The organism is Microscilla marina ATCC 23134 (assembly GCF_000169175.1).
In the GTDB taxonomy this organism is placed as follows: Bacteria; Bacteroidota; Bacteroidia; order Cytophagales; family Microscillaceae; genus Microscilla; species Microscilla marina.
Map to the genome: position 1 here is coordinate 21,598 of NZ_AAWS01000046.1, position 22,401 is coordinate 43,998.

At 39.9% G+C, this 22,401-nt stretch carries 22 protein-coding genes; 11 read left to right on the forward strand and 11 right to left on the reverse strand.

Features of this window, described 5'->3' with window-relative positions; translation table 11 throughout:
• Nucleotides 1–74: 74 nt before the first annotated feature.
• Together M23134_RS29100 and M23134_RS29105 are read right to left on the reverse strand one after the other, a co-directional pair.
• Nucleotides 75–269, reverse strand: a complete 195-nt coding sequence (locus M23134_RS29100) for a hypothetical protein (protein ID WP_002702548.1) — start codon at nt 267–269, stop codon at nt 75–77.
• A complete protein-coding gene (locus tag M23134_RS29105) occupies nt 253–957 on the reverse strand; it encodes a 2-C-methyl-D-erythritol 4-phosphate cytidylyltransferase (RefSeq protein ID WP_002702551.1) in 705 nt (234 codons plus the stop codon). Before M23134_RS29105 ends, M23134_RS29100 begins: the two co-directional genes overlap by 17 nt.
• A gap of 507 nt (nt 958–1,464) precedes the next feature.
• Here M23134_RS29105 and M23134_RS29110 point away from each other — a divergent pair.
• From M23134_RS29110 to M23134_RS29120, 3 genes are read left to right on the forward strand one after another with little or no spacing between them, the layout of a single operon-like run.
• A complete protein-coding gene (locus M23134_RS29110) occupies nt 1,465–2,649 on the forward strand; it encodes a cytochrome-c peroxidase (RefSeq protein ID WP_002702555.1) in 1,185 nt (394 codons plus the stop codon).
• A 35-nt stretch (nt 2,650–2,684) separates the two neighbouring features.
• On the forward strand, nt 2,685–3,137 hold the full coding sequence (locus tag M23134_RS29115; protein ID WP_002702557.1) for a hypothetical protein: 453 nt from the start codon (nt 2,685–2,687) through the stop codon (nt 3,135–3,137).
• 44 nt (nt 3,138–3,181) lie between these two features.
• Nucleotides 3,182–3,568 carry a hypothetical protein gene (locus M23134_RS29120; protein WP_002702559.1) on the forward strand — a complete coding sequence of 129 codons (387 nt, stop codon included), beginning with the start codon at nt 3,182–3,184 and terminating at the stop codon, nt 3,566–3,568.
• A 58-nt stretch (nt 3,569–3,626) separates the two neighbouring features.
• On the opposite strand, the gene M23134_RS29125 is transcribed toward M23134_RS29120, so the two are convergent.
• A complete protein-coding gene (locus M23134_RS29125) occupies nt 3,627–4,031 on the reverse strand; it encodes a MaoC family dehydratase (protein WP_002702561.1) in 405 nt (134 codons plus the stop codon).
• Between the two features lie 217 nt (nt 4,032–4,248).
• Between M23134_RS29125 and M23134_RS29130 the strand changes: the two genes are divergently transcribed.
• The 4 genes from M23134_RS29130 to M23134_RS29145 all read left to right on the forward strand — a co-directional run bounded on the left by M23134_RS29130 (nt 4,249) and on the right by M23134_RS29145 (nt 9,369).
• The gene (locus tag M23134_RS29130) at nt 4,249–5,619 is read left to right on the forward strand and encodes a poly(R)-hydroxyalkanoic acid synthase subunit PhaE (RefSeq protein WP_002702563.1); all 1,371 of its coding nucleotides are present in this window, start codon (nt 4,249–4,251) and stop codon (nt 5,617–5,619) included.
• A gap of 302 nt (nt 5,620–5,921) precedes the next feature.
• On the forward strand, nt 5,922–6,977 hold the full coding sequence (gene phaC / locus M23134_RS29135; RefSeq protein WP_002702565.1) for a class III poly(R)-hydroxyalkanoic acid synthase subunit PhaC: 1,056 nt from the start codon (nt 5,922–5,924) through the stop codon (nt 6,975–6,977).
• Between the two features lie 120 nt (nt 6,978–7,097).
• Nucleotides 7,098–7,925 (forward strand): helix-turn-helix transcriptional regulator, encoded by an 828-nt coding sequence (locus M23134_RS42640; RefSeq protein ID WP_316928813.1) that lies wholly within the window; start codon nt 7,098–7,100, stop codon nt 7,923–7,925.
• A 145-nt stretch (nt 7,926–8,070) separates the two neighbouring features.
• Complete coding sequence (locus tag M23134_RS29145) at nt 8,071–9,369, forward strand: hypothetical protein (protein ID WP_045114574.1); 1,299 nt, start codon at nt 8,071–8,073, stop codon at nt 9,367–9,369.
• A gap of 64 nt (nt 9,370–9,433) precedes the next feature.
• Here the strand turns inward: M23134_RS29145 and M23134_RS29150 are convergent, their stop codons facing one another.
• Nucleotides 9,434–10,786, reverse strand: coding sequence for a hypothetical protein (locus M23134_RS29150; protein WP_002702575.1), 1,353 nt, complete (start codon nt 10,784–10,786; stop codon nt 9,434–9,436).
• A 196-nt stretch (nt 10,787–10,982) separates the two neighbouring features.
• On the opposite strand from M23134_RS29150, the gene M23134_RS29155 reads away from it, so the two are divergent.
• A complete protein-coding gene (locus M23134_RS29155) occupies nt 10,983–11,186 on the forward strand; it encodes a hypothetical protein (RefSeq protein ID WP_002702577.1) in 204 nt (67 codons plus the stop codon).
• A 9-nt stretch (nt 11,187–11,195) separates the two neighbouring features.
• Here the strand turns inward: M23134_RS29155 and M23134_RS29160 are convergent, their stop codons facing one another.
• The 5 genes from M23134_RS29160 to carB form a co-directional block, all read right to left on the reverse strand.
• A complete protein-coding gene (locus M23134_RS29160) occupies nt 11,196–11,525 on the reverse strand; it encodes a hypothetical protein (RefSeq protein WP_198145108.1) in 330 nt (109 codons plus the stop codon).
• The gene (locus M23134_RS41465; RefSeq protein WP_002702581.1) at nt 11,470–11,721 is read right to left on the reverse strand and encodes a hypothetical protein; all 252 of its coding nucleotides are present in this window, start codon (nt 11,719–11,721) and stop codon (nt 11,470–11,472) included. The genes M23134_RS29160 and M23134_RS41465 overlap by 56 nt, the downstream gene beginning before the upstream one ends.
• Before the next feature lie 49 nt (nt 11,722–11,770).
• Complete coding sequence (locus M23134_RS29165) at nt 11,771–12,517, reverse strand: DUF5995 family protein (protein WP_002702582.1); 747 nt, start codon at nt 12,515–12,517, stop codon at nt 11,771–11,773.
• Between the two features lie 132 nt (nt 12,518–12,649).
• A complete protein-coding gene (locus M23134_RS29170; protein ID WP_002702583.1) occupies nt 12,650–13,294 on the reverse strand; it encodes a hypothetical protein in 645 nt (214 codons plus the stop codon).
• 169 nt (nt 13,295–13,463) lie between these two features.
• The gene (gene carB / locus M23134_RS29175; protein ID WP_002702584.1) at nt 13,464–16,355 is read right to left on the reverse strand and encodes a carbamoyl-phosphate synthase large subunit; all 2,892 of its coding nucleotides are present in this window, start codon (nt 16,353–16,355) and stop codon (nt 13,464–13,466) included.
• A gap of 307 nt (nt 16,356–16,662) precedes the next feature.
• On the opposite strand from carB, the gene M23134_RS29180 reads away from it, so the two are divergent.
• The 3 genes from M23134_RS29180 (at nt 16,663) to mog (ending at nt 18,809) form a co-directional block, all read left to right on the forward strand.
• The gene (locus tag M23134_RS29180; protein ID WP_002702585.1) at nt 16,663–17,421 is read left to right on the forward strand and encodes a hypothetical protein; all 759 of its coding nucleotides are present in this window, start codon (nt 16,663–16,665) and stop codon (nt 17,419–17,421) included.
• 292 nt (nt 17,422–17,713) lie between these two features.
• Complete coding sequence (gene dcd, locus M23134_RS29185; RefSeq protein WP_002702586.1) at nt 17,714–18,250, forward strand: dCTP deaminase; 537 nt, start codon at nt 17,714–17,716, stop codon at nt 18,248–18,250.
• Between the two features lie 22 nt (nt 18,251–18,272).
• Nucleotides 18,273–18,809 (forward strand): molybdopterin adenylyltransferase, encoded by a 537-nt coding sequence (gene mog, locus M23134_RS29190; protein WP_002702587.1) that lies wholly within the window; start codon nt 18,273–18,275, stop codon nt 18,807–18,809.
• A gap of 178 nt (nt 18,810–18,987) precedes the next feature.
• On the opposite strand, the gene M23134_RS29195 is transcribed toward mog, so the two are convergent.
• Both M23134_RS29195 and M23134_RS39095 read right to left on the reverse strand, forming a co-directional pair.
• The gene (locus M23134_RS29195) at nt 18,988–19,314 is read right to left on the reverse strand and encodes a hypothetical protein (protein WP_002702588.1); all 327 of its coding nucleotides are present in this window, start codon (nt 19,312–19,314) and stop codon (nt 18,988–18,990) included.
• A 620-nt stretch (nt 19,315–19,934) separates the two neighbouring features.
• The gene (locus M23134_RS39095) at nt 19,935–22,259 is read right to left on the reverse strand and encodes an adenylate/guanylate cyclase domain-containing protein (RefSeq protein ID WP_002702589.1); all 2,325 of its coding nucleotides are present in this window, start codon (nt 22,257–22,259) and stop codon (nt 19,935–19,937) included.
• Nucleotides 22,260–22,401 lie beyond the last annotated feature (142 nt).

The following is a 22,401-nucleotide window of genomic DNA, read 5'->3' on the forward strand; positions in this document are numbered from 1 at the left end:
GCATTTCTGCAAAATATACATAACCTAATGAAAAGAAAAATTGTTGTAAATGAAAAGCGTCAGGGTGATACCTACTACGAGGCGGGGGCAGGAGGCTCCTTGAGTTCCAAAAACTTACGGCACAGCTCTTTATCATAGCAATAGTATTGATGCTCGATATTGCCTTGAGCATCTTTGGTAGCAAATTTTTGTAAATGAGTGGCAGGAACCGCCAGTTGGCATACCGAGCACAGTTCCCAACCACTTTCAAGGTTATTTATGCGACTCATCCAATATTGCTTTGGCTATTGCCAAATCTTCGGGGGTAGTAATTTTAATATTTTGGTATGATCCATTGATAAGGTGGACTGCATGTCCGGCTTTCTCAAATACACTGGCGTCATCGGTCAGGTCGGGTGTTTCTTCTATTTCGTAAGCTGCTTTAATGGCGTTTACCCTAAAAGTCTGGGGAGTTTGCATTAGTCTGAAGTTATCCCGGTTGATTGCCTTGGTGCCACCGTCTGGTTTCACCTCACGAATGGAATCTTTAAGAGCTACTGAGGCAATGGCACAGCCATTGTTAGATGCTTCTACGTGACTGAGTGCAATGGTTTTGACGGCTACCAACGGGCGAACTCCATCATGAATAGCTACTGTGCTTTGCATACCAGGCGCCACATCGTCAGCATCAGCCTCAATAGCAGTCAATCCTTTCTTTACCGATTGAAAACGTGTTTTGCCACCTGCCACAATCTTGTAATCATGATCAAATTTGTGTTGACTCTCGAGGTGCTTCCAGTAATCTATTTCGTCTTTGGGCAATACCAAGACAATTTTGATCAGGGGCGAAAAAAGGTGAAACCTTGAAATAGTATGCATCAAGATTGGCTTTCCAAGAATTTCGAGGAATTGTTTAGGAGTATCATTGTTCATACGGGTTCCGCTGCCACCCGCTACTATGAGTGCATATTTTGCCATAACTTCCAGAGATAGTTCAAAACATTTTTCAAAAGATAACGAAGGAATGGTGGACAAATGAATGCTTACTTTTCCACCACTCCTCAAAGCAAATACAGGTAACCCTGGCTACTTTTGCTTGACCTATAAAGGTTGAAAAAATACGCTCAATATACAATGACTTGTAAACATTATTATAAAAAAAAGTGATTGGAATCTCCAATCACTTTTATTCATGAGAACTGTTTTTTCATAATGATCATAGTGTGCATAACAAGGTAAAAGCATTTAACTTAAACCCATATCGTTTGATTACTTTCACTTACAAGACACACTTGTGGCTAAAAAGTAGTAGGGGGAGTAAAGATTTTTTTGTTTTTTTTCAATGTATTTCTTGTGTTTTGTTGTAATGTATTGATTGTTAGTGAGTTGGAGGTCTGGTGACTCAACGGCTTTATTTGAAATATGCCCAAATATTTTTATATTGTTCTCTGCTAATACTCAACAGATGTAAGGGTTTAAAACACAATGATGCGTCGAATAGGTTATTATACATACATAGTATTTAAAGTGCCTGTTGATACCAGTTTCTTACAAGAAAACGCGCAAGCTTTTATGATAAAAATTCGTTTTAAACATATCGGGTTGTTATTACTGGTTTTATGTCAAATGTCTTGTCGTAAGGCTGAAGATACTACGCCTGACAACCCGCCTTTTTCGTTGAATACCCCCGATCACTTCGGGAACAGTTTTGTAATACCCAACGACAACCCCACCACCCAAGCCGGTGTAGACCTGGGGAGGCATTTGTTTTTTGACAAGCGCCTTTCTTCTACCAACCAAGTGTCTTGTGCCTCTTGTCATCAGCCTGCCAAAGCGTTTACCGATGGCAAGGCGGTAAGCACTGGGGTAAACGGACGCACTACCAGCCGAAGTGCCATGTCGTTGGTTAACTTGCTATGGGTAGATCGTTTGTTTTGGGATGGTCGGTCAAACACCCTCGAAGAGCAAGCCCTGTTGCCTATACAAGACGAGCGTGAAATGGGGCTAACTTTGGAAGAGCTTACGGCAAAACTACAGGCTTTGCCCGAATATGTGACCAGGTTTAAACAAGCGTTTGGCACCGAAACTATCTCGGCTGATCTGGTGGCAAAAGCCCTGGCGCAATTTCAACGTACTTTGATTTCTGCGGGCTCAAGGTATGATAAAATAGCCAGAGGAGAGGTACAGCCCACTACCAGAGAGCAACGCGCCATTGACTTGTTTTTTACTCATCCAGAGCCTGCGGCTCCTATTCCTTTGCGAGGGGGCAATTGTGGCGATTGCCACGGGGGCAACCTCACTACTTTGAACACTTTTCATAACAATGGGCTAGAGGTGGTACCCAAAGATTTGGGCTTGGCAATGGTAACAGGACAGGCAAGCGATCAGGGCAAAATGCGGGCACCTTCGCTCAGAAATATCGCCCTGACGGCACCTTATATGCACGATGGCAGGTTTAAAACCTTGGAAGAAGTGCTGGATCATTACAATGAACACATCCAGGCTGCGCAAAATCTTGATCCTTTGATTACGGCTGCCAGCAACGAAGTGCAAGGCAAAACGCTGGCCTTGACTACCCAAGAAAAGGCAGACATTGTTTTTTTTCTGAAAATGTTGACCGACTCTGCCTTTATTCAAAATCCAGCTTTTCAAAATCCTTTTGAGCAGTAAAAATATACACAATATTGTACCGAAAACTATAGATTATGGAAACACACAAGATTGTTACAAAAAAAGGAATGATTTACTATGAGGAATCTCTGAATGCATTGGTGGCTTTGTGGAACGACAGGTTTATGTTGCAGGGCGAATACCGCGAAACCATGGAACAAGTGCTAGAGCTGATGAAATCTACTGGAGCCTCCAGTTTTATTACCGATGTGCGTACTTCCAAGGTGCTTTCGCGCGATCAGCAAGAGTACCAAATCAATGAAATGTTTCCGAAATTTATCAGAGCTGGGCTCAAAAGGTCAGCCTATGTAGTACCCAAAGATGTATTTGTACAGTCGGCTATAGGCAGAGCCGAGCAAGAGCTCAGAAAATATGTAGATGTGCAAAAGTTTAAAGACTTAGAATCTGCCAAAGATTGGGTACGTGAAGAAAGCATTAGAGAAACTCAAGAGGCAAATAATAAGCCTGAAGGCACCGATACAGAGTAGTAAAACAATCACCTGAATATTAACACCAGAAAAGTGAAAAACTTATGTTACACGTAGATAAAAATTTTTTTCTCTCAAAACAACAGGCAGAAGAGTACTTGAATGGTAAAATACTCGCCGTAATTACTGAGTATACCATTTTTAAACTAGATCTCTTGCGCGACCAGGTAATGTTTAGATGCTTGCTCAATCAACATACATTCAGTGTTTTTTTTGAAGCATTACAAAACGAAATTAATGCGTCAGACGAAGACCTGCAACAGTTCTTTTTAGATGCCCTTATTACCTATTGTGCCATCAATATAGAAGGAGAAGAAAAACGTGCCTATCCTATAGGCGAATTTAATAACAATGATGAACTGCTAGACTGGTTTTTAGTCTGGAAGTCATGCTCAAAAGAAGAGCGCATTGATTTTATCGAAAGTACCTAATTTTTATATAACAGGGTGGGTAAGTATTTATTTACCCGCCCTGTTTTTTTTATTATTCCTAAATTCTCCCTTTATTCATCAACATTGCTTCACCGTTCACGGCTTCTTTCCCATCTTCTTTATTTACTATTGACGTACTTATCACTGCCCGGTGTTTTTCGCGGTTTATGTCGGTTACTTTAAACACTGCTTCATATTCTTTGTTAACGAACATAGGTCTGCGGAACTCCATGGTTTGCTTCATATAGATGGTGCCTTCACCCGGAAATAGGGTGCCAAAAACTTTGGAAAAAATGCTGCCAGCGAGAAAGCCGTGCATAATAGGCTGAGAAAAGGGAGTGTTGGCCGCATAGTCCGCATCTAAGTGAATAGGATTTTTGTCTCCAGTAACTTCAGAAAATTTGATGACATCGTCTTGAGTAAAAGAAAATGAGTGACGGTACTCCTCGTTTTGCTCGATCATAAGTTTTTTGTTTGAGATCAGATAATATTCGTAAAGTACAATACTATGTCTATTTGATTTAAAAATCAACCTTACATGGGATAAATACAATTCACCCTTATAATAATAGTATCAATTATTCAGAGTAATAGTTGGTAGAAGTTTTTTTAAGATATTTTTTTTATATTTTGAGCATAATCTTACATTTGTCTTGCAGACTCACATAAACTCGATTACTATGGATAGTACAAAAAATTTCTTTGATGCCTGGGTAAATACCCAAACCCAGCTGGTAGACAGCATTGTAGACACCTCTAAAAAAATTCAAGAATCTTTTAACAAAAAAGAAGGCGGTAGCCAACAAGCTAGTGATGTGTATTCTAATTGGTTTAACCAACAAAAAGGTGCTATGGATACTATGCTTGCGGAGATAAAAAATAAAGTAGGAGATGTTACTCCTGAGTTTTTACAAGAGTGGGTTTCGACACAGCAAAAGTTTACAGAGAACTGGATGACTGTGGTAAAAGAAGCCACCGAAAATTTTAGCACTGAAAACGCTGGCGACAAGCACTTGGGAAACATTAAGAAAGTGTATGAGCAATGGAACAGCATCTATGGCCAACTCACCTCACAGTTTGGCAAACCTTTTTCTCAATCAAGTTATGTTCCCGGAGATTTTACAAAAGACACTTTTGGTGGGTTTGTAGACAGTTCGCGTGCCTATATCAAAATGTTTGAAATATGGCAACCCATCCATAAAATGATGCAAAGTAATACCATGGGAGTTGATTCGCTCCACAAAATGGTAGACATGAGCAAGTACCAATCAGTGTTTGATTCGGTGTTTCATTTTATGAATCCAACCAAAGCCAACATGATTGTAGAGCAAGGGCAAAAAATTGCTGAAATGATCAAAGGTATGACTCAAGGATTATTCAATGATCCGATGCAGCAAATTGCCAAGATGATGCCTAATGGGTTGATGGATAAGAATTTCAATGTGTTGGCTGATTTGAACTATCAGTTTACTGACCAATTCTATAAATTTAGTAATCCTTATTTTACGATGATTCCTCCAAGTCGTGAAAAAGAGATTTTAGCCATCATGATGCGTATACACGAAAAGCACGTTAAATACTACATCAAGTCGGTAGAGATGCAAAATCTGGTATATGTAACCGGACAAAAGTCTATTGAGAAGGTAGTAAAAGACCTGGCAAATCGTATGTCAGAAAGTACTGACCCCGTAACTTATGATGAGTTTTACAGTCAATGGGTAAACACCCTTGAAGACGACATGGTTGAGCTGTTTGCGGGCAATGCTTTCTCTAAAATTCAAGGAGATTTGTTGCAAATAGGCTTACAGATCAAAACCGACCTCGACAAGCAAATGGAACACTACCTGGCGCCATTGCCTGTAGTGCCTCGTTCAGAAGTAGACGAAATGAATGCGACTATCAAAGAGTTGAAAGACAGGGTACAAAGCTTGGAAAAAGCATTGGAAACCAAAGCCAAAGCGCCGAAAGAAGCTGTTAAGAAAAAACCTGCAACACAAAAAGCTACTGCAGCCACCAAAAAAACTACGACTGCGGCAAAAACCACTAAATAAGTGCGCTTAAGTAAACCTACAAAAATAATCTGAGCCATAAAACGGTATCTTTGCCGAGTGGACTTCCTCAAAAAACAGTTCCATAGCTTGGGCTATGCAAAGGTTTTTTGACTCGCCCACTCAACAAATATTTTGTTTTATTGGCACATCTTATTTTTTCCGCTTTACTAGCCACCACAAAATACCAAAGGGGAATTAATCAATGATTCCCCTTTTTTTTAATACTTTGAGTAAGTGTGCATAATTTATTCGTAATATTACTTGTATTAGTCATAAACAATATTTAAACTATCAATACAACAATGGAAAATCAAGTTGGTGACCTATTCCAAAAAATTAATGATACTACCAGCAAACTAGTGAAAGGTTATGAAGTTTTTAATTCGCTGGATGAGGTACAAATCGGAACAGCTGCTAAAGAGTTGGTATGGTCTAAAGACAAAATAAAGCTTTACCATTATACCAGAGAAGACAAACCCACCTGTAAAACCCCTCTTGTAATTTCTTATGCATTGATTAACCGCTATTATATGATGGATCTCCAGCCAGACCGAAGCCTTATTCGCAAGCTGGGTTCATTGGGCATCGATATTTATGTAATTGATACTGGTTATCCTACCCGCAATGACCGCTATATCACGATGAATGACTACATTAATGTGTACATTGATGGAGCGGTAGATTTTATCTGCGAAAGCCACAACATAGACAAGGTTAACTTATTGGGTGTATGCCAGGGAGGAACCTTCTCTACTATTTATAGTGCGTTGCACCCCGAAAAGGTCAAAAATTTGATTACCATGGTTACTCCTATTGACTTTTCTACTGATGACGGTTTATTGTTTAAGTGGTCGCGTAATATGGACGTAGACGCCATTGTAGAGGGTTTTGGTGGTTTGGTGCCGGGCACTTTCCTTGATATGGGCTTTCAGCAACTTAAGCCTATGCTCAAAGTGCGCAAACAAAAGAACTTGATGGATATGCTAGACGATGAGCAAAAAATCATGAACTTTATGCGTATGGAAAAGTGGATCAATGACCAGCCCGACCAGGTAGGCGAAACTTACCGCCAGTTTATCAAAGATTTATATCAACAAAACAAATTGGTAAAAGGCGAGTTGGTTGTAGGAGGGGATAAGATAGACCTTAAAAAGGTTACTTCACCATTGCTCAATATTTATGCTGCGGCTGACCACTTGGTACCTCCAAGTTCTACCATTCCGTTGAACGACTTGGTAGGATCAAAAGACAAAAAGTTGTATGAATTTCCGGGTGGACATATTGGAGTATTTACCGGACGTCGTTCGCAAAAGGAACTTAGCCCAACCATTGCCGAGTGGTTGAAAGACAGAGATTAAATAGATACGGTGTTTATTACTGAATATATTGAGAGCCTCACAAAGTAAATGATTATTTTGTGGGGCTTTTTTGTATAAATAGTTGATTACCCTTTCATGAAATTACTGGAGATTATATTATTGATTATTGCCTACAGCGTACTTATCCTTACTCTATTTATGCAGTTGGTTTGTTATAAAAGAAACCTTGAATTTGTTGAAACGATTTGTTTTACTGTAGCCTTACTGTTATTGATTGTGAGTTTTACCATAAGTGCTTTTTTACCGCCTACATCTGCTACAAATGCCTTTACTTTAGTATGCATGACACTCATAGGACTTACCACACCGTTGAGTGTATGGGTAGAACGGAAAAATCAAGTTTCTCAAGCCTACAAAAAAATACTTTTAATAGTATCAGGCAGCTTAATATTACTTGTATTGGTGGGTAGTTTCGTTAATTTACTGGGAATTATTCAGTATGTAATAGTAATATTTATGGGTGGATCAGTGGCTGGTTCTATGCTATTCATCAAAAAGACTTCCTCAAAATTCAAAACGAAGCATCAAGAAAAAATAGAACAGTATTTTGCCAGTATTCTGTTGGTTGTGGTGCCGGTTTTGTTACTCACCGACTACATCACTTCTCTTCACCGTATCGAGGCAAAAATAGGGTTTACTCTGCCAGTAATTTTTATTATAATGGCAAGCAATAAGCTTTGGGATGATATACAGCGTCTGGCTTTGTTCAACACAGCAGCAGTAAGCAAAGAACATAGTTTGTCAAACTATGCTCTTACAAAGCGCGAGCAAGAGGTAGCCTTATTATTGATCAAAGGACACACCTACAAGCAAGTAGCAGAACAGTTATTTATCTCGTTGCCAACTGTAAAAACCCATGCATCTAATATTTATAAGAAATGTGGAGTTAAAAGTAAAATAGAATTACTTTCGTTAATAATATGCTGATTATTAGTAGCTTATGTATTGTTGATACTTCTCATACTTTTGTATGATTTAACCGTTCACTTATTTTTCCATACCAATGCCTGATTGTGCTTAGGGTTTTTCTTGCTGATTATTGTTGCATTATCAAAAAAATGTAACAAAGACAATGAAACAATTATTTTTAATGACTTTACTAATGCTTTGTTCACTGAAAGCATTGACTCAACAAGACACGCTTATTCCTAAAAAAAATCAAAGGCTTGATTTTGCAAAGACCTACTTTGAGTTGGGAGGTGGCTTTTCTCCTGCCTTTAAAGGTACACGTATAGTAAACAATCAAAAAACTTCAGTGACTCATTCATCATCATTCAACCCTTACCTTAGTTGGGGTGGTTTTCACTTCTGGGGACATGCAGAGTTTTATGTTAATTTTCCGTTAAGTCAACTAGATTTTTCGTCTAACGATCAAGTCAAAGCAGCGCTTACTCATTGGGTGACTACTGGAGCGAGGTTTTTGCCGTGGAAGTATCAACCAGGTAAAATAAGACCCTATGTAGGCATAAGCTGGTCGGGGTTAGACCTGAAACAAAGTGTTGAAGGTGAAGATAACCCTACTTTATCTAAGAGTTTTATGTTGGTACCTGAAGCTGGTGTATTGTATGGATACAAAAATTTTTCGTTAAGGTTGGGCCTGCATTATTTTTACGACAACAAGTGGGTTTACCCAATAAGTAAAACTAGCTTTGAAAAAATTACAACCCCTAAATTTAGAATACAAGCAGGTTTGGCGTATGCTTTTGAAGCTAGTAGGCATAAATCGGAGGAGGTGAATAAAAAATGGAATAGCTACAAAACTGTATCTAAGCTAGGAGAAGGAGCGCAATATGCCGGAGATTTTTTTGTAGGCATAGGCCCCTCTAGTTCCTTTTCCTTGACCAAGACTACCTACAATCAAGAAATGCTTCCTTATCTCAAAGACCAGATAGCATCTGAGGGATATTTTGATATAGCCTTGGGGTATCAGTTCAATAAGGCAGGAGTGTTTTGTGCTTTGTCTTTCCGAAATCCAACATTTACCAACAATGGTTATGGGACTACTCAAACTATTAAAAAAACATCTTTGGCTTTTGAGGTAAATAAATTTCTGACCGATTATTCTGGTTTTGTGCCTTATATAGGGCTCAATGTAGCGTATGATCAACTGGGCTATACCGAAGAAACTGCCCAAAATAGCAAAGAGCTTACGTTTAGTAAAATAGAACCAGGGGTCACCATAGGCTGGGATATCTTGCCTGGCAAAACAGATGAATGCTTGATTTTAAGAACTAATTTACGTTGGTATCCATTGTCTTCCTTTGAGGTAGAAGGTAAGAAGTTTGATTTTAGTCAACTAGAGTATAACCTCATCCAACTAGTGTTTTATCCTGGGAGGTATTTAAGGGGGAAGCGAACCAAGACTAAGTGATAGTCGTCTTATTTTAAAAACACCTTCCTGCTAGTCTATACAAGAAGGTGTTTTTATCTGAGTACTACTTTTTACCAAAACCATCTAAGTACATCTGTACTCTTTTTCTTGCCTCTGCTGGCTTCATACTGTTGCTTTTAGCCAATTCTTTCAAGTTTTTTCCAGTACGATTGGCAAACCAGTGAATGTGTGCTTTGTAAAGCTCTTTTTCCAGCGCTTCGGTAAAACTCTTTTTTTCTTCGGGCTTCTCAGGGTTTATCCATACTGCAATGCCTTTTTCTTTTTTCTTTGGGGTTGCCTTTTTTTCTTTCTTACTCTCTTCGTAGCGGCTGTCCAAGTAACTTTTCACCTCTTTGTAGTCAAGTTGTGCCAGGTGTTTGGGTAAACTTTTGAGCGCATCGTTGGTGGTAATGATCAGAGTAATACCTGCAATCTTAAAATTACGTTTGCTCGATTTTTTATTGATCGTCCAATGCCCATCCAATCTGAGTTTTTGGATATCTGTTCCCTGCAAAGGAATAGAGTCTTTGCTTGAATTAAGGTAATATAACTTACTTGCCAGTTTTTGAGCGTCTTGTTTTACCAATGGTTTATTGGCACGAATAGAAGTAGCTTTGTAGGGGGTAAGTTTACCATTTTTGATCCCCTCCAGCAGTTCTGCCGCTAGTGCGCCTTTTTTTTGATAAAGGGCTTTATTTTCCGGGGCTTTTAGGGGGAGCTTGTAGCTGATAGTAGTACGGTAGTTTTCAAGGTCGACCCTCACAAAACCAGGAAACCATATCTCTGTTTGAACCGCACGATAATCTTTTCCTCTGAGCCTTGCCAGCATAGGCAGAGGCAAGCCAATGGAACGAGGGATAATAGAGGCAAATTTACGTTTTTTTAGCGCCTTGGTGACTGGCCATTGTACGGTAGGATCTTCGGGCGATTGCCAAAAAGCCTTGAGTGCTTCATATTGATGCAATGGGAGCGAGTTGTTGTAGGCATCATCGAGGTGTTTTTTTGCTTCATCGTATTTAAAAAGCAAACCCAATATTTTGCCTTTGGCTTTGATAATGATAGACATTGCTTTAATGTCAAATTGATTTTTGTCGGGGTAATAGTCCTCGTGTAACTCCAGCGTGTTAAAGTCGCTACCCTTGATTTTGGCTTTGTCAAAGTTCTTACTAAAGCTTTGTACATTGGCAAACGAAATTACCTGAGTAACATCACCAAACTTGCCTGTATACATATAGGCAGCCAACTTCTTTTCTTTTAATCCTTCTAGCAATACAGTTCTAAAATCTTGGCAACAAGGGGTGTAAGCCGTATTGGGATATTTGCCGAGTTTGATTACTCGCCAGAGTTTTTTCTGGGCAATTCCCTGGAATACACAACCAACCAAAAATAAAGCGGTGAACAACAGTTGTTTTCTCATATTATATCATAAGTTTTTGTTCGTGTAGAGTTTTGTCGGGTGACTAAAATACTAAATCCTTATTAATAGTAAAGGCTTATTTCAATAAAACTCTCGATAGGGTAGGGGAGGTATATTTTTGTAGTTGATATGGCAACTTTTTGCCTACTATTAGAGTATAATATCCAGTTTGTAAAACTAAATTTTTAAAAATAAAATGGCAAAGAAAAAGAAAAAAGCGCAGGCAAGCCCTGCCACCGCCGACCCAAACTTGCAAAGTATTGCACATCAGTCGCGCACCACATTGTTTACCCGAAAGGTAGTATCTAAAAAAGTATATAAGCGTAAGCCCAAGCACAAAAATAGCCGTGATTGGGCTTCTTTTTTGCCCACATATTTAGCTTTTTGGCGTGTTGCCTAACCCCACCTTTTACAATTTTTCGGGGGCATGATTGCCCGATACGAGCTTCCACCGTTCTTTATACACCGACTGATAAATAATTGTCAGACTCAATTTTTCTTTTTTTAGTTTCTCCAGCAAAACCAATATTTGATCAGCACTGGTTTGTGAATGATCAATTTCCAGTATATTGACGTGCACCCCAGCAGGTATCAGGTTGCCTATGGTGATGTTTGAATGCTTCATTTTCTTGATTTGCCTGGATTCGGGCACATGTTTGTTCAAAAAACGAGGCAAATCCAGGTCATACCGTTTCCCCTTGTGCGTGATATACACTGCCTCTATAAAAGCAGATCCCATTGTTCCTAAGTGTATACTTGTAGTTTGCCCCACCTGTTCCATAGTTTTGAAACGACAAATAAGGCAAGACCGAAAGCCTTTGTTGTTGCCTGATAATGGCTGTTTGGTACCAAGATACTGCCAGTGTCATAACACTGATCATAATGGCCGAAATGCTGACTATTTTATCTGCGTTCCAAAGTCGTTTTTTTGTCATTTGGTAGGGGTAGTTAGTTTTCTCATCAGATGAAACTCTACTTTCTTTATTACTGCATTTGGGCAATTTTTTGGCCGACAGACCCTCGTTCGCTTAGCCTTACCATACCCAAAAAAATATTGGGTAACAGCCCTGGGTTAGACACCAGGTGGGCTTTAGCGGCAATGTTTTTATCACGTACTTTGATAGCATCTCTCCACTCACTATCAGGCAATAACACGAGGCTTTGGGCAAATTTCCAGGCACCATCGCGAGCAAGTTGCATGCTAAAATCGGTCACCAGTTGATCAGTTTTACCTGTTATTTTAAGCAACCACCTGAATGTAGGCCAAATGGTAGCCAAATCGTTTTGTACTTCGTGTACCAGCGACGAAAGCACTTGATTAATTTTACTAAAATCGTCTTTTAAATCCGATATATGATGCCCTTTAGATACCTCGGCAGCTGCGATGCCCAAGTCAAGGTTAATGTGGGCGTTCATGCCCATAAGTAAGTGTTGCAACACTATAGGCCAGTAGCGCGATGCCAGAGCAAAAGCCTTTTGCCACGATTGGGTAACCGCTTTGCCCTGTTGGTAGTCGTAGTAAGCAGTCAGGTAACGGTTGGCAAAGATCACGTCCAGCTTTTCCATTCTTGTCCCATCTTCAAAAAAGTTTTGGGCAATGCCTTCCTTTACTTTGATGGTCACTTTTTGGTACAAAGCTGCAAAGTATCCCAAAGGGCTTTTGGTTTGTTTAGATACATTGATAATGTCGTCTAATTGGGTAATCACTTCGTCTATAGTGCTTGCTTTCATAAAAAATGCTGGGTGACGGATTGTGTTTTCACTTCTACTATATCAACTTCCAGTTTTTTGTTCTGAAAGATATAAATTTTGCGATCTATTGTCCATTATTATGTATTGGTCAAACTATGTTGGTACATCGCCTTAACGCCTACGCACCCTGGGCGTAATCATACGGTTGCCCATGTTTACAGGCACATTCTGAAACTCTGCCTGGGTTTTTACCTGCCCCAGCGCATTGTGGGTCATAGCATTTGATTCAGAGCTTTCTTCGGAAGGGGTGTGGATGGGTTGGAGTGTTTTTATCGTGATTTGGCGAAGTTTTATGGGCATTTTTTTACCCTTAAGTGGGCGTAAAGTTTGCTTGTGTTGTCTGGAAATTTTACGTAATTGCTTATTTTTTTGCTTTAACAAAGCTTGCTCACTATTGGCAGCGTCAGTATTTTGTTGGCTTTGCGCCAATGCCACCTTGTGATCAGCAACTTGAACCTGCAACAGTTCTAGCTGTTTTTGTAGTTCATCATTTTTGTTGCGTAGTTCTCTGGCTATTTCTTCCGATGCCTCCTGGATTTGTTGCAGACTGGTATTTTGTTCCTCTAGTTTTTTGCCTTGTTGCTGCAGTTGCTGTACCTCTGTTTGTAAACTTTGGTTTTGCTGTTGCCAATTGTTGTTTTGTTTGGCCAGCGCCTGGTTTTGTGTTTTCAGGTGCTCTATTTGTTGCTGTAGTGCTTGTTTTTCCTGAGTCGCTTGTTCCTGAAAACTTTTGAGTTTGTTTTTAAATAAAGCCATGGGTTATTTTTTTAGATGGTTGATAAGTTTAGATACGTTTCAAGCGTTTTTGGGGGTTTAAAATGCATTATATTAAACAAGTATTTATGTAAAAAGCCTTACCAACTTTCGGGCTAGAAAGTAAGCAAGGCTTTAATAAAGAATGGTCAAGAAGCAAGTGATGTTTAAATTACCTGCTCAAGAACAAATTACGTTCGCTGTATACCTTTTCAAATTCTTCGTCCTGAAGGTCTTTGATAAAATAAATAGCTTCTCCGGTAGACTTCATCTCTGGACCTAGTTCCTTGTTTACATTTGGGAACTTATTGAACGAGAATACCGGAATTTTGATGGCATAACCTTGTCCTACGGGCACAAACCACGACGTAGCCGATTTGTCAAGATCAAAGTCTGCCAACTTCTTATCACCCAGCATAATCTTAGTTGCATAATTGATGTAAGGAGTTTTGTACGCCTTACAAATAAATGGTACAGTACGCGATGCCCTTGGGTTAGCCTCAATCACATACACATCATTGCCTTTGATAGCAAACTGAATATTGATAAGCCCTACTGTATCCAGCGCCAGCGCAATCTTTTTGGTATACTGCGCAATCTTTTCCATCAATAATGGGCTCAATGAAAATGGGGGCAGTACCGCGTGCGAATCTCCTGAGTGGATACCAGCCGGCTCTATGTGCTCCATAATACCAATGATATACACATTTTCGCCGTCACAAATAGCGTCAGCTTCTGCCTCAATTGCTTGATCAAGAAAATGATCTAACAAAATCTGATTGTCTGGGAAATAGTTCAACACATCTACTACGTGCTCTTCCAGTTCTTGCTCGTTAATTACGATTTTCATCTTGTTGCCCCCCAACACATAAGATGGGCGAACCAACAATGGGAAATCCAGCTTTTTAGAAAGCTCAAGGGCTCCCTCAGTAGTACTCACCGAGCCAAACTCAGGGTAAGGAATATCGTTTTCTTTGAGCAAGGTAGAAAAACTCCCACGATCTTCGGCAAGGTCGAGTGCCTTATAAGAAGTACCAATGATAGGAATATTGTAACGGTCTAGTTTTTCGGCAAGTTTAAGTGCTGTTTGCCCCCCTAGCTGAACAATAACTCCTTCTGGTTTTTCGTGCAGAATAATGTCATAAATATGTTCCCAGAACACCGGCTCAAAATACAACTTATCGGCAATGTCAAAATCTGTAGACACTGTTTCGGGGTTACAGTTGATCATGATGGCTTCATAACCCGCCTCTTTTACGGCAAGTACCCCGTGCACACAGCAATAGTCAAACTCAATGCCTTGACCAATGCGGTTAGGGCCTGAGCCCAAAATAATGATTTTCTTTTTGGCTGGAGTTACCTCCGACTCATTTACACTGTCAAAAGTATCGTCAGCATCTCCGCCCTCAAACGAGGCATCGAGTGATGTACCAAAAGTAGAGTAGTAATAAGGGGTTTTTGCCTCAAACTCAGCTGCACAAGTATCTACTTGTTTGTATACCCTGCGAACCCCCATTTCTGCACGTTTATGGAATACTTCGCTTTCCAGGCAACCCAACAAGTGGGCAATCTGACGATCGGCATAGCCTTTTTGCTTGGCTTCTTGTATAAGTTTGGCAGGTACATTGTCCAAGGTATATTTTTGGATGACTTTATCCAGCTTTGCCAGCTCTTCTATCTGATACAAAAACCAATCATCCATTTTGGTCAGCTTCTTAATAGTACGGAAGCTAATCCCCATAGTAAAGGCGTCTTTGATATGGAAGATGCGGTCACCGCTGGGGTTTTCAAGGCTATCTAACACCTCTTGCTGGTTGGTCAGCTCCTTGCCGTCAGCTCCCAGCCCATTGCGTCGGTTTTCCAACGATTGACAAGCCTTTTGCAATGCCTCCTGAAAGTTACGCCCAATGCCCATAGCCTCACCTACTGCCTTCATTTGCAGCCCAAGTTTGGTATCGGCTCCCTGAAACTTCTCAAAGTTCCAGCGTGGTATTTTTACAATTACATAATCAATGGTAGGCTCAAAATAAGCCGAAGTAGTCTTGGTTACCTGGTTTTTCAACTCATCGAGGTTGTAGCCAATGGCAAGCTTAGCCGCGATCTTGGCAATAGGGTACCCAGTGGCTTTAGAAGCCAACGCCGACGAACGCGAAACCCTTGGGTTGATCTCAATCACTATGATATCGTCATTTTCGGGGTTTACAGCAAACTGAATGTTACAGCCTCCGGCAAATTGCCCAATACCATTCATTGTTTTAATTGCCAGGTTACGCATTGCCTGATAGTGTTTGTCAGACAGCGTCATAGCGGGTGCTACAGTGATAGAGTCCCCGGTATGGATACCCATAGGGTCTACATTCTCAATAGAGCAAATAATGATCACGTTACCTGCACTATCGCGGAGCAGTTCCAACTCAAACTCTTTCCAACCCAAAATACTTTGTTCAATCAACACCTCATGAATAGGCGATGCTGTTAAACCACGGGTAAGCGCCTTATTAAACTCTTCTTCGGAGTGGACAAAACCTCCCCCGTAACCACCCAGTGTATATGAAGGACGAATCACCAAGGGAAAGCCTACATCCTGGGCAATTTCTTTTCCTTTCAGAAAAGAAGTTGCGGTTTTACCTTTACACACATTGGCGCCAAGCTCGTGCATACGCAAACGAAACCGCTCTCGGTCTTCGGTAGTTTCTACTGCGTTTATATCTACCCCAATAATCTCTACATTGAACTTCTCCCAAACGCCTGCTTTTTGGCAGTCAATGCACAGGTTTAAGGCTGTTTGTCCACCCATTGTAGGCAATACAGCATCTATGTCGTGTGCTTCGAGAATCTCAATGATAGACTTTTTATTAAGCGGTTTAAGATATATATGATCCGCAATACTCGGATCAGTCATAATCGTTGCCGGATTAGAGTTGATAAGAGTAACCTCTATGCCTTCTTCTTTGAGAGACCGGGCAGCCTGAGAGCCAGAGTAGTCAAATTCGCAAGCCTGACCGATCACAATAGGTCCTGAACCTATGATCAATACAGATTTAATATTGGTATTTTTGGGCATTACTAATATTAATTGATGTACTAAAATGATGATGCTTAAAATTGCACAAAATTATAGAAACTAAACTTTTTATAACAAGGCTTGTCTGATTTTTCTCATGTTATTTTTTAACACCCTGAATATAAGCATTATATGACTAAGGGTATGGAGGGAAGACTATGTAGATTTTCAACTGTTTTTAACTTGAGGATGGGCTATCTCTGGTAAAAATGAGTGGTATGCCCCAAAGAAATGAATTAGGTAGGTGATTATTTTTCCTTTATCTCTTTCAATAGGAGTAAAACTAAAGTAACACAAAACAGACCAAATGAAACAGTTACTTTTAATTTATTGCCTCACCATTGGTGTAGGTACTTTACAGGCGCAAAGTATGACCAAGAGCAGTAGAACAGATAGTCTTAAATGCCACAAGATAGAAGTTGACAGGAAAAAAACTTATCAGATAAGTCAAAGCGTAGTGGTGTGCGATACACTCATTATGCACGATAAATCGACCCTTAAAATAGTAGGAAGTAAAAAATTTGCTTTGTATGCCCGCTATGTAAAAATAGGGCGCAGGTGTGTGATGGATGCCAGAGGAGCCCATGGCACCACGAGAAGCCCGGACGGGAAAGTTGGGATCCAATTGTTGCTTCAGATGAATATTTATACCTTAGGTGACTTGTTGATCAATACCAGTGGCGGTAAAGGATACAACAAGTCGCGGTATTACCCAAAAGCAAGTGATGAGCAAGCGCTGATTAAACTGGGGGGGAGTGGTGGAGACATTCACTTCACGTATTATTCGCCTATAGCAATTACCCAAAGTGAACGAAAACGTGGCAGAGCTACTATTGGGTGCCATACCAAGCCTGGTGCTTCGCACTTGCCACCTTATATGTCTGGCGTTCGAGCCAGGTTTGCCACTGCCCCCAACAATTTGTTTATGCACCACACTTTGCGTGTCACTCCTGGCCAAACTACTCCTGGGCGTGCCCAAAAAAGCAAAGATGCCAAGCATCAAATGATAAAATTATATGAAGGCAAAGTTACCTTTCTTAGAGTGGAGCAACCCCTGAAGTTTTGATTAAGAGAATAGCAAATAGACAGTACCCATGCCTTGGGGGTTTGTTTGCCTCTGTATAATACTTGTACAGAGGCAAAACTCTTTATAAATCAGTTTATTAAGCCTTTATGTCCGCTTTTTGCCCCAATCTTTTTATTTGAAACATTTGAGATGACTAAAATAAATTTGATACCTTCGTATTCAAATTTAGCTCAAATAGGACGCTGTAGTAAGTTTAGGGTAATATTCTTTGTGTACCCAGTCTTACAGCACTGTCAATCAATACAACCAAAGTATAAATTTAAAGAAGCCCATGATTCTTTCAGGAAAGGAAATTCAACGAAATTTAGGCACTAAAATACATATTGATCCCTTCGATGAAAATCGTTTAAATCCTAATAGTTATAACTTGCGCTTGTCTGACGAACTAATGGTATACGAAGACAGCGAATTGGACATGAAAAAACCTCACAAAACCAAAAATCTGAAGATTCCGGAAGAAGGTTTTTTGATGGAAACTGGCAAGCTATACTTAGGCAAAACTGTTGAACATACTCAAACCGATTATTTCGTACCTATGTTAGAGGGGCGCTCTTCGGTAGGACGTTTGGGGTTATTTGTGCACGTAACGGCAGGTTTTGGCGATGTAGGTTTTAGTGGATACTGGACTTTAGAAATGTTTTGTATTCATCCAGTACGTATTTATGCCGGAGTAGAAATTTGCCAAATATATTTTCACTCAGTAGAAGGAGCCTATGAGCTTTATCTTAAGAGTGGCAAGTATCAAAACAACACTGGTATACAACCAAGTTTGCTATACAAAGATTTTGAGAAAAAGGGTTTAAAATAAAAAATATTCCTTTAAACATACTATGGCAACAAATATTAAAATAGGCGTCATCAATGTGTCAGATAGAGCCAGCAAGGGAATTTATGAAGACATTCCGGGCAAGGCAGTAGTAAGTACTCTCAACGAGTACCTGGTGTCGGAGTGGACGCCTGTGTACCAGGTTATTCCTGATGAACAGGATCAGCTAGAGGCCGCCTTCAAAAAGATGGCAGATAGTGAGGGGTGTTGTTTGATTGTGACTACAGGGGGAACTGGACCCGCCAAACGCGATGTGACTCCGGAAGCCACCGAAGCCGTGTGTCAGAAAATGATGCCAGGTTTTGGAGAGTTGATGCGACAGGAAAGTCTGAAGTATGTGCCTACGGCTATTTTGTCACGCCAAACTGCGGGTATACGCAACCGTACATTGATTGTAAACCTACCAGGCAAACCCAAGGCTATTCGGGAGTGTTTAGACGCCGTTTTTCCGGCAATTCCTTATTGTATAGATTTGATAGAAGGCCCTTATCTAGAGTGCAACCCAGAGGTAGTCAAGGTTTTCAGACCCAAGTCTTCTTAAGTATCAATGGCTAAATGCACTGCAATAACATTTAGCCATTGATCAATTTCTTCACTATCAACTTTATCGTTACTTTAAAACCAGTACCTTACCTTTTGACTGATAAATTTATAACTTGCTGAGTATAAATCTGATGGTGGTTGGTAAAACAAGAAATAAAGGAGAGTTGCCGTGTGGTTTACTCTTCTGTATTTTCTTTGTTTGTTTTATTCTTACCTTCCAAGGGAAACTTTTTCAAGTGATCGGACTTGCGCTGGAAGTGAAAGAATATTTTAGATTCTATCTTTTTCTCAAAAAACGCTGGAAATAAAAATTGTTTGATTCTTTTTCCTTCATATACCATTTCCATTTCTTCTAGCTCTGTGCGGGGGTTAGCCCTGAGCCAGTCAAGATAGTAAGTACCCCCGTTCAGGTATTTAAGGTCAGTAATAGAAAACGCTATTCCAGCTTCCCATAGTTTTTGGTAAACTGTAACGACTCTTGGTTTTCGGGTCTTTTTCTTCATAGCAAAAATTTTATTTATTTAGGATTCATCAATATGCTGAACTTGGACAGTATAGAACAAAAAGTTCGCTGGTTAGCTAATGTATTGATAATCAGGGTTTTGTAATGCTTATTTGTCTTATTTTGGAACACTATATTCCCATTTTGGGACACCAACCTATCATCGTTTACTCATTTGGCAGCCTCAGGAAAATAAACAGTAATACGATAAGTGTTTTCCAAGAGGTAGTGTATGGCAAAAGGTGATATGATCTTTGGGCAGGTATTCCCTCAATACCTATAAATGATACACTCAAGCAAGTTGGACACAGGATAACGTGACGCATACCTTTACTAAACAAGTACTAGTAAAGCATCTTTGAAATTAAATTTCTGGATTTTGAAAATGGGTTGGAAGCGATGTGCGGGTCAAAGAGAATGACTGAATGATGGTGTAAAAATAAGCATATTTTTTAAACTATGCATAAAAACAGCCTCCAGCTGTATATAAACTTGGTAAAAAATTTAAAAAATCAAAGAAATTAGTAGAATACTAAAGAAGAATTGGCGCTTGGTAAAAACTACAAAGCTTACTTGCCCTGCAAGGCATAGTGCTTTATTTTTTACTTGGTGCAAACATTCCTATTGGGTTGCCTTTACAAAGTACATGTCTACTTCGCCTTTGTTTTTGGCTTTGATTTTACCCCGGTAGGTAGTTTCAAATTGATCTTTGATTAATTGGTAGGTATGCCCAGAAATGTTAACCATACCAGGTGCTCCTGAACTCTCCATACGAGCAGCAAGGTTTACGGTATCACCCCATACATCATAAGCAAACTTATTCTTGCCTACTACCCCAGCCACTACCTCGCCAGTGTGAATGCCCAGACGTAGCTCCCATACAGGCAAACCTTGTGCTTCTTTGTTTGTTTTCCATTGTGCCATAAACGTTTGCATTTCCAGCCCGGCTTTTATAGTATCTATTGGGTTAGTATCATTAGCCACTGGTATGCCTCCTGCGGCCATGTAAGCATCGCCTATGGTTTTTATTTTTTCGATGTTATATTTTTGGCAAATATCATCAAAAGCACTAAAGCAATAGTTGAGTTCGGCAATTACTTCAGTAGGGGTAAGTTTTTCGGCAAGTTTGGTAAACCCTTTAAAGTCGGTAAAGAGTACACTTACTTTAGGGTAGTGTTGAGGAGTAGCATTGCCCTTCTCTTTGAGTTCTTGGGCAGTGGCATAGGGCAAAATATTGAGCAGCAAACGGTCAGACTTGTTTTTTTCTACTTCAATGGCATCGCGTTGGGCTTCTATTTCCTCATTGCGATGATGCAACTCTTCATTTTGCACCAATATCTCTTCTTGTTGTTCTTTTATTTCATTGTTGGCATCATGCAGCAAGGTATTTTTTACCTGGAGTTTTTTGCGGGAGCGTACCGTAGACACCAGCCCCATCAATACAAGTACAATCACTGCCCCAAAAAGCACAAATAAGTAATCTTTGAGCCTGCCTTGTGCTTTTTCATGTTCCAACTCTTTTTGCTGCAATGCCTGCGTTTTTTGCGAAGCTTCAAGTTTGTGCTTCTGAAGCTTTTTTTCTCTTTCTATAGCCTCAATTGCTTGCTGTTTTTTCTCATTTTCTAGCGTTTGTTTTTCGGTGATCATTTTCTGCCTTTCGGCAACTGCTTTTTGTTGGGCAGTCAACCTTTTTTGTGCTTCTAGTACCAGCAATTGCTGTATTTTGTCTTTTTCTAATGTAGCATTTTTTACTTTTTCGTTGTTTAGGGCACGTTCTTTTTTGAGCAATGAGACCTCCTTTTCTTTGATTTTGAGCGCATTTATTTCATTTTCTTGCTTCAAAATCAAATCCTGCAAACGGCTCCTTCGTCTTTCTTTGGTAAGCAAGCGTGATTTTGTTTTACGTTGATTGTATTGTATTTTTTTTAGCTGTTTTTGTTGTGCTTTATGCTTTACCCTTACCAATGAGTCTAACACCTGCTGCACCAATAAATATTGGGCGTAATAAACCGTAGAAGTTGAATGGTTTTTGTCTTTGGCATGTAGTTTTGCCAGCAATTGATAGCTTTTGGCCTGCACACTGTATCGGGTAACCTTACTACTTTGTTGCGTAAGTGCAAGCGCTTTTTTTGTGTATCGTTCAGCTGGTTTTTTGTTGTTTTTGTCATACTCCACCTGGGCAAGCTCATTATATAACATTGCCTGTGATATGACATCACTGGTTTTTTGTTTTAAATACAACGCCCTGGTATAATAGTCTTGTGCCTTTGTAGGGGCATTAAGTGCTCTATGATGTATGAAGCCTATGTTCATGAGTAAGTCTGCCTGGCGGTTGGTTTTGCCTGCCATTCCGAGATTAAGCTTACTGGCTTGTACATAGTATTGCACTGCTTGTTCAGCCTTGCCGGTTTGCTGATGCAAAAAGCCTAAATCGGCATATACCTTTACCAAGGCCTCTTGATGGTGGGCTGGAGTATATAGCTTTATCAATACCTTATTATGTTGAATGGCCTTTTTATAGGCATGGTTGAGCTTGTGCAGTTTTACCAAGTCGTAGTGAGTCTGAACAATGGCTTCTTGTTTGTCTTGTTGCTTATATAGTGTAAGCAAGTGCTCCAAACGGTCAATGGCATCATTGTATAGCCCCAATTGTTGGTAAGCATATGCCAAATGCTCCAGATTGGTAACTTCTCTGGAAGTGTTGCCTTGTTTACGCTCTATATTATAAGCATCCTCAAGGTATTGAATCTCCTTCTCATAGTTTTTATCTCTTTCGTACCACAAGCCCAACCGATGGAGCACTACTGCTCTTGTTGATTGGTCAGGTGCCTGGTTCAGCCCCTTGAGTAGCTTCTCTAGCCCTTTGGCAGTGTGTTGTGCTTGTGTCAGCAAGGTAGAGCATAAGAAGATAAGTATAAATATTGACCTGATTTTATTATACATCATTGAACAATGCGTGTAAGGGATAATCCTTTTATTGATTTTTATATAAATTTAACCTTACTTGTGTGATATATCAAGTTTTTATGCTAAAAAAATACCTGTTCAATAGGTGGAGTAAGTCTGTTATAGACTACTTACACTTGGT

Bases quoted from the DNA above. Each gene is read 5' to 3' on its own strand.
- M23134_RS29155 (WP_002702577.1), top strand. From the start codon at position 10,983: ATGGCAAAGAAAAAGAAAAAAGCGCAGGCAAGCCCTGCCACCGCCGAC.
- dcd (WP_002702586.1), top strand. From the start codon at position 17,714: ATGATTCTTTCAGGAAAGGAAATTCAACGAAATTTAGGCACTAAAATA.
- M23134_RS29115 (WP_002702557.1), top strand. From the start codon at position 2,685: ATGGAAACACACAAGATTGTTACAAAAAAAGGAATGATTTACTATGAG.
- phaC (WP_002702565.1), top strand. From the start codon at position 5,922: ATGGAAAATCAAGTTGGTGACCTATTCCAAAAAATTAATGATACTACC.
- carB (WP_002702584.1), bottom strand. From the start codon at position 16,355: ATGCCCAAAAATACCAATATTAAATCTGTATTGATCATAGGTTCAGGA.
- M23134_RS29130 (WP_002702563.1), top strand. From the start codon at position 4,249: ATGGATAGTACAAAAAATTTCTTTGATGCCTGGGTAAATACCCAAACC.
- mog (WP_002702587.1), top strand. From the start codon at position 18,273: ATGGCAACAAATATTAAAATAGGCGTCATCAATGTGTCAGATAGAGCC.
- M23134_RS29145 (WP_045114574.1), top strand. From the start codon at position 8,071: ATGAAACAATTATTTTTAATGACTTTACTAATGCTTTGTTCACTGAAA.
- M23134_RS41465 (WP_002702581.1), bottom strand. From the start codon at position 11,721: ATGACAAAAAAACGACTTTGGAACGCAGATAAAATAGTCAGCATTTCG.
- M23134_RS29160 (WP_198145108.1), bottom strand. From the start codon at position 11,525: ATGGGATCTGCTTTTATAGAGGCAGTGTATATCACGCACAAGGGGAAA.
- M23134_RS29125 (WP_002702561.1), bottom strand. From the start codon at position 4,031: ATGATCGAGCAAAACGAGGAGTACCGTCACTCATTTTCTTTTACTCAA.
- M23134_RS29165 (WP_002702582.1), bottom strand. From the start codon at position 12,517: ATGAAAGCAAGCACTATAGACGAAGTGATTACCCAATTAGACGACATT.
- M23134_RS29195 (WP_002702588.1), bottom strand. From the start codon at position 19,314: ATGAAGAAAAAGACCCGAAAACCAAGAGTCGTTACAGTTTACCAAAAA.
- M23134_RS29120 (WP_002702559.1), top strand. From the start codon at position 3,182: ATGTTACACGTAGATAAAAATTTTTTTCTCTCAAAACAACAGGCAGAA.
- M23134_RS29180 (WP_002702585.1), top strand. From the start codon at position 16,663: ATGAAACAGTTACTTTTAATTTATTGCCTCACCATTGGTGTAGGTACT.
- M23134_RS29100 (WP_002702548.1), bottom strand. From the start codon at position 269: ATGAGTCGCATAAATAACCTTGAAAGTGGTTGGGAACTGTGCTCGGTA.
- M23134_RS29170 (WP_002702583.1), bottom strand. From the start codon at position 13,294: ATGGCTTTATTTAAAAACAAACTCAAAAGTTTTCAGGAACAAGCGACT.
- M23134_RS29105 (WP_002702551.1), bottom strand. From the start codon at position 957: ATGGCAAAATATGCACTCATAGTAGCGGGTGGCAGCGGAACCCGTATG.
- M23134_RS39095 (WP_002702589.1), bottom strand. From the start codon at position 22,259: ATGATGTATAATAAAATCAGGTCAATATTTATACTTATCTTCTTATGC.
- M23134_RS29150 (WP_002702575.1), bottom strand. From the start codon at position 10,786: ATGAGAAAACAACTGTTGTTCACCGCTTTATTTTTGGTTGGTTGTGTA.
- M23134_RS29110 (WP_002702555.1), top strand. From the start codon at position 1,465: ATGATGCGTCGAATAGGTTATTATACATACATAGTATTTAAAGTGCCT.